Consider the following 6,372-nt stretch of genomic DNA (forward strand, 5'->3'; position numbering starts at 1 on the left):
CCTGGACCTGCTGGAGCGGTGGCAGCACTGGTCGGCGGCCGGCTCGCGCCGGCTGTCGTCGGAGATCGGCGCCCTGCTGGTCGACGCGGTTCCCGGCGTCGAGCCCGCGGTGTTCATGCACGGCGCGTACCTGGGTTCCCAGGCCGAGGCGGACGCGGCGCTCGACGAGCTGAGCCGGGTCGCCGCGCCGCAGCTGCGGCTGGTGGGCGAGCTGCCGTACGAGCAGGCGATGTACCGGCTGTACCGGGTCGAGGGGATGACCCCGCGGCAACGGCGCCGGGCGGGCGACAACCCCGAGGCCGGGCTGCCGCGCCAGCCGTTCCAGCGCGAACGGCACCGGCTGTTCGCCGAACCGATGAGCCGGCACTCGCTGGGCGAGGCGCTGGGCGTGTTCGAGCAGGACCGGCGCGCGGACCAGTTCCGCTACTTCGCCCTGATGTCCCTCGGTGGTGCCGCGAACGACGTGAGCAGCACCGAAACCGCGTACGTGCACCGCGACGCGCAGTTCCTCGGCAAATTCGCGCTGGGCGGTCAGAATCCCGCCCTGGATTACGGCGAGGAATACGCGCGAGCGGCCGAAGAATGGGTCGGAGCCGGTTTCTCGGTGCTCGACCCGCTGTCCAACGGACATTCTTACGTGAACTACCCGGACCCTGCGCTGACCGACTGGCAGTGGTCGTACTACGGCGAGAACCACGCGCGCCTGGCCGAGGTGAAGAAGGCCTGGGACCCGGCGGGGCTGTTCTCGTTCCCGCAGGGCGTCAGCGCCTGAGGCACGGTCCACCCACCCTTTCGGAGCGGCACATGACGACGCAAGTCGAGACACGCGCGGCCACGGGCGCCCGGATCGTGGGCGTGGGCACCTCCGTGCCCGAGACGAGCTACACCCAGCGGCAGGTCCTCGACATCTTCGGCATCGAGGACCCCAAGATCCGGTCGGTGTTCGAGAACAGCGCCATCGACCGGCGCTACCTGACGCTACCGGCCGAGACCCCGGACGGGCGGGCGGTCGAGTCGCAGGGCCAGCTGCTCGCCAAGCACCGCGAGCAGGGCATCGAGATGGCCGCCCGCGCGTTGCAGGCCTGCCTGAAGGACGCCGAGGCCGACCTGACCGACGTCGCGCACCTGTGCTGCGTCTCGTCAACGGGCTTCCTCACCCCGGGGTTCACGGCGCTGCTCATCAGGGAGCTGGGGCTGCCGCAGGAGATGAGCAGGCTCGACGTCGTCGGCATGGGCTGCAACGCCGGCCTCAACGCGCTCAACTCCGTCAACGGCTGGGCGTCCACGCACGCGGGCAGGCTCGCCGTGATGATCTGCGTCGAGGCCTGCTCGGCCGCGTACGTCTTCGACGGCACGATGCGCAGCTCGGTCGTCAACAGCCTCTTCGGCGACGGCGCCGCGGCGATCGCGGTGACGGCGGAACGGGAACCGGCCCGCAGCGGGCCCGAGATCCTCAAGTTCGCGAGCTGCATCATCCCCGAGGCCGTCGACGCGATGCGCTACGACTGGGACGACGCGCACGGCAAGTTCAGCTTCTTCCTGGATCGCGAGGTGCCCTACGTCGTCGGCGCGCACGTCGAGGACGTGATCGGCAGGCTGCTGGTCGGCACCGAGGTCCGGCGCAGCGACGTCAAGCACTGGATCATCCACTCCGGCGGCAAGAAGGTCATCGACTCCGTGATGATCAACCTGGGGCTGACCAGGCACGACGTCCGGCACACCACGAGCATCCTGCGGGACTACGGCAACGTGTCCAGCGGGTCCTTCCTGTTCTCCCTGGAGCGCCTGCTCGACGAAGGACGCGTCGAGCCCGGTGACTACGGGGTCCTGATGACCATGGGGCCGGGCTCGACCATCGAGACGGCCCTGGTCCGGTACTGACCTTCGGTTTCGTTCGGCGAGTGAGGTGGCGGGGGCTTTGTCTTCGATTTCTGTAACGACCGCGCGGCCGGGGGACGCGGGCCTCGTCGTCCGCGTCGACACCTCGGCGGCCCTGGCATCGTCGCTCGTCACCGACCTCACCGGGCTGGTGGACCGAGCGGAGGACACCCGGCCCGGCGCGGTGGTGGTGCACCTCGCGGGCGGCGACACGCCGCCGGGGGACCGGGTGTGGCCGGGTGCCACCGAGATCGTCCACGTGAACCGGTGGGAGCAGGCGCTGCGCCGGCTCGAACGACTCGGTGCCGTGACGATCGCCGTGGTGACCGGCCGCTGCGGTGGCGGCGCGCTCGACCTGTTGCTGGCGTGCGACCACCGGATCGCGGCACCGGACGCGTCGGTGGCGCCGCCGTTGTGCGACTCCGGCCAGGTGTGGCCCGGCATGGCCGTGCACCGCATGACCACCCAGCTCGGCGTGCGGGAAGCCCGCCGGCTCGTGCTGTTCCCGCAGGAGATCACCGCCCTGGAGGCCGTGGAACGCGGGCTGGTCGACGACGTCGCGGCGGACCCGCTCGCCGCCGCGCGGGCCAAGGCGGCCGAGGCCGGTGGCGGTGCCGAGGCCGCGATCCGCCGTCGTCTGGTGCTGGACGCGGCGACCACCAGCTTCGAGGAGTCGCTGGGCGCGCACCTGGCGGCGTGCGACAGGACGTTGCGCCGGGCAGAGGGAGAACCGGCGCGGTGATCACCGAAGCCTCCACCTCCCTGGACACCGACGCCCGCGCGCTGGAGCAGTTCACCAGCGAGAGCGCGCGGGACCTGGCGTCGCTACCGTCCAAAGCGGACCGCACGGTCGCGCAGGCCGCGGTGGCGGACGGGGTCCACCACGCGGCACGCCGGCTGCGGGCCCGGTTCCTGGACCGGCACGCCGGCGAGGTCTACGACGCGCTGACCGGAGGCCGCACCCGGCGGCCGCGGATCTCGGAGCTCGTCCTCTCGGCTGCGGACCGGTTCCCCGGCCTGGTGCCGTCCGCGGCCGAGCTCGCCGCCGAGTCCTCCCTGGCGCAGCAGGAGAAGGAGGGCCGCGAGATCGACCAGGGTCTCTTCTTCCGGCACGTGCTGCGGCACCCGGCCGCCGGCCGGCACCTGGTCGAGAGCATGCTGCTGCCCACCGAACGGGCGCTGGCGCTGCTGCCGGACTTCCGCGCCTCGGGAACCCTGGCGCTGGGCACGGTCCGCCTCGAACGCCGTGACGGCATCGCGCACGTCACGATCGCCAACACGCACTGCCTCAACGCCGAGGACAACGAGCTCACCGCGGACCTGGAGACCGCGGTCGACCTCGTGCTGCTCGACGACAGCACGCACGTCGGCGTGCTGCGCGGGGACGTGATGACGCATCCGCGGTACGCGGGACGGCGCGTGTTCAGCGCGGGCATCAACCTGAAGCACCTGCACGGCGGGAAGATCTCGTTCGTCGACTTCCTGCTCGGCCGGGAGCTGGGGTTCATCAGCAAGCTCGTGCGCGGGGTGCACACCGAGGCAGGGCTCGGCCAGCGGATCGAGAAGCCGTGGGTCGCGGGCGTGGACACGTTCGCGATCGGCGGCGGCATGCAGCTGCTGCTCGTGCTGGACCACGTCGTGGCCGCCGCGGACTCCTACCTCAGCCTGCCCGCCGCCCAGGAGGGCATCGTGCCGGGCCTCGCGAACCTGCGGCTCACGAGGGCGGTGGGCAGCCGGGTCGCCCGGCAGATCGTGCTGGGCGGCCGCAAGGTCTGGGCGAGCGAACCGGACGCGCGGCTGCTCGTCGACGAGGTCGCCGACCCCCGCGGGATGGACGCGGCGGTCGACCGCGCCGCGGACGTGCTCGCCAGCCCCGCCGTCGCGCCGAACCGGCGGATGCTCAACCACGCCGACGAACCCGTGGACCAGTTCCGCGAGTACGTCGCGGAGTTCGCGCTCACGCAGGCGTTGCGCCTCTACAGCGCGGACGTCCTGGGCAAGGTCGCGAGGTTCAGCGCATGACCGCCGTCGGGAGCCGGACCGGGCTGCTGGACGCGGACCTGGTGCGCGGCAAGGTGTTCAGCGGTGGCTGGACCACCTCGCACGGCGGCACCGCCGAGATCACCGAACCCGCGACCGGCGAGCCGCTGATCACCGTCGGTCTCGCCAACCGCCACGACATCCGTGCCGCGGCGGCGTCGGCAGCTCAGCAGCAACCCGCCTGGGCCGACACACCGGCCGTCGAACGCGCCGCGGTGCTGCGTCGCGCCGCCCAGCTGCTGACCGAGCACCGCGCCGAGGTCGCGCGCTGGCTCGTCCGGGAGGGCGGCGCCGTCCCGGGCAAGGCCGAAGCCGAGACCGGGTCGACCCTGGACGAACTGTGGGTCGCGTCGTCGTTGCCCACGCACCCGCACGGGCACCTGCTGCCGTCCGACCGCGGCCAGCACAGCACCGCCCGGCGCGTCCCGCTCGGCGTCGTCGGCGTGATCAGCCCGTGGAACTTCCCGTTGCTGCTCGCCACCCGCGCGGTCGCACCGGCGCTCGCCCTCGGCAACGCCGTGGTGCTCAAGCCCGACGTGAACACGCCGGTGTCCGGCGGTCTGCTGCTCGCCGCGCTCTTCGAACAGGCCGGGCTGCCGTCAGGTGTGCTGCACGTGCTGCCGGGTGACGCCGGCCCCGGCGCGGCCCTCACCACCGACCCCGACGTCGCCATGATCGCGTTCACCGGCTCGACCGCGGTGGGCCGCCAGGTCGGCGCGGCCGCGGGCGGCGCGCTCAAGCGGATGTCGCTGGAACTGGGCGGCAACAACGCCCTGATCGTGCTGGACGACGCCGACGTGGTGGCGGCCAGCAGCGCCGGCGCGTTCGGCTCGTTCTTCCACCAGGGCCAGATCTGCATGACCGCCGGGCGGCACGTCGTCCTGGCCGACGTCGCCGACGAGTACCTCGACCGGCTCACCCAGCGCGCCGCCGCACTGCGCGTCGGCGACCCGTGGACGACCGGCGCCGACCTCGGCCCGTTGATCAACGAACGCCAGCTCCAGCGCGTGGACCAGCTCGTGCGCGACACCGTCGCCGCGGGCGCGACCCTGCACACCGGCGGCACGCACGAGGGCCTGTTCTACCGCCCGACCGTGCTGGGCGGGGTGAGCGCGGACATGCCCGCGTGGACCGAGGAGATCTTCGGCCCGGTGGCCCCCGTCGTCGTGGTGCGCGACGAGGACGAAGCCGTCGCCGTCGCCAACAACACCGACTACGGCCTGGTCGCCGCCGTGCAGACCGGGGACACCGCCCGCGGCGCCGCACTGGCCGAACGGCTGCGGACGTCGATCGTCCACGTCAACGCGCAGACGATCGACGACAACGCGTACGTGCCCTTCGGCGGGCGTGGGGGTTCCGGCAACGGCAGCAGGTACGGGGCGCTGCACAGCTGGGACGAGTTCACGCAGTGGCGGTGGCTGACGAGCCGGGACGTGCCGGCCGCGTACCCGTTCTGACGGCGGCCGCCGCCGCCCGTACATCTGAACACCTGAACCTTGGCCGGGGGTGCCGAGTGACTGGATCCATGGACGTCTTCGGGACGGAGGGCCTGCGCGCCCGCCTCGACGGACGCACACCGCCCGAGCAGGACAGGATCGTGCTGGACGCGGTCCGGGCGCTGGCGGCGGACGTGCTCGGCGACACGACGGCGCACCGCCTCGACCCGGAGGCGCCGTTCCGCCGGCTCGGCTTCTACCGCTCCACCGCGGCCCGGCTGCGCGAACGCGTGGGCGAGGCGCTCGGGATCGCGCTGCCCGCCACGGTCCTGTTCGACCACCCGACACCGGTCGCGCTCGCCGCGCACCTGCGCACCCGGCTCACCGGCGTGCGGTCCGCGGACCAGGAGACGGCGGCACCGCAGGCCGACGACGGGCCGGTCGCGGTGGTCGGCATGAGCTGCCGTTACCCCGGCGGCATCTCCTCGCCGGACGACCTGTGGCGGCTGGTCGTCTCGGAGCAGGACGCCGTCACCGAGTTCCCCGAGGACCGCGGCTGGGACCTCGACGCCATCTACGACCCCGACCCGGCCTCCGGGCGGTGCTACACCAGGGAAGGCGGGTTCCTGCGCGACGTCGGCGAGTTCGACGCGGGCTTCTTCGGCATCTCGCCGCGCGAGGCGCTCGCGATGGACCCGCAGCAGCGGCTGCTGCTGGAGACGTCGTGGGAGGCGCTGGAGAGCAGCGGCATCGACCCCGCGACCTTGCGCGGCAGCCAGACCGGCGTCTACGTCGGGCTGGCCTACGAGGACTACGGCCCGCGCCCGCACCAGGCCGTGGGCGACGTCGCGGGCAAACGACTGATCGGCAGCCTCACCAGCGCCGCGTCCGGCCGGGTCGCCTACGCGTTCGGGCTGGAGGGCCCGGCGATGACGGTCGACACCGCCTGCTCGTCGTCGCTGGTGGCCCTGCACCTCGCGCGGCAGGCGCTGCGGCGCGGCGAGTGCACGCTCGCCCT

Annotated in this window: 6 protein-coding genes; all 6 read left to right on the forward strand. The window is 72.9% G+C overall.

Annotation, left to right across the window (positions count from 1 at the left end):
• Positions 1-772 (forward strand): BBE domain-containing protein (locus tag VF330_RS32295; protein WP_330855491.1); only part of this gene is annotated, 772 nt, incomplete at its 5' end.
• A 32-nt stretch (positions 773-804) separates the two neighbouring features.
• Entirely contained in the window at positions 805-1,881 is a 1,077-nt protein-coding gene (gene dpgA / locus VF330_RS32300) for a 3,5-dihydroxyphenylacetyl-CoA synthase DpgA (RefSeq protein WP_330855492.1), read from the forward strand.
• Between the two features lie 37 nt (positions 1,882-1,918).
• The gene (gene dpgB / locus VF330_RS32305; RefSeq protein ID WP_330855493.1) at positions 1,919-2,620 is read left to right on the forward strand and encodes an enoyl-CoA-hydratase DpgB; all 702 of its coding nucleotides are present in this window, start codon (positions 1,919-1,921) and stop codon (positions 2,618-2,620) included.
• On the forward strand, positions 2,617-3,900 hold the full coding sequence (gene dpgC / locus VF330_RS32310) for a (3,5-dihydroxyphenyl)acetyl-CoA 1,2-dioxygenase DpgC (protein ID WP_330855494.1): 1,284 nt from the start codon (positions 2,617-2,619) through the stop codon (positions 3,898-3,900). The genes dpgB and dpgC overlap by 4 nt, the downstream gene beginning before the upstream one ends.
• Positions 3,897-5,375: an aldehyde dehydrogenase family protein gene (locus VF330_RS32315; RefSeq protein WP_330855495.1), complete on the forward strand. Its 1,479-nt coding sequence runs from the start codon at positions 3,897-3,899 to the stop codon at positions 5,373-5,375. Before dpgC ends, VF330_RS32315 begins: the two co-directional genes overlap by 4 nt.
• Before the next feature lie 56 nt (positions 5,376-5,431).
• Positions 5,432-6,372, forward strand: a 941-nt coding sequence (locus VF330_RS32320; RefSeq protein WP_330855496.1) for a type I polyketide synthase, incomplete at its 3' end; no start/stop codon positions are given.

It is taken from the genome of Lentzea sp., assembly GCF_036380075.1.
In the GTDB taxonomy this organism is placed as follows: Bacteria; Actinomycetota; Actinomycetes; order Mycobacteriales; family Pseudonocardiaceae; genus Lentzea.

What these genes read in the sequence shown, in the direction of transcription:
- dpgA (WP_330855492.1), top strand. Translation starts at nt 805, where the DNA reads ATGACGACGCAAGTCGAGACACGCGCGGCCACGGGCGCCCGGATCGTG.
- VF330_RS32315 (WP_330855495.1), top strand. Translation starts at nt 3,897, where the DNA reads ATGACCGCCGTCGGGAGCCGGACCGGGCTGCTGGACGCGGACCTGGTG.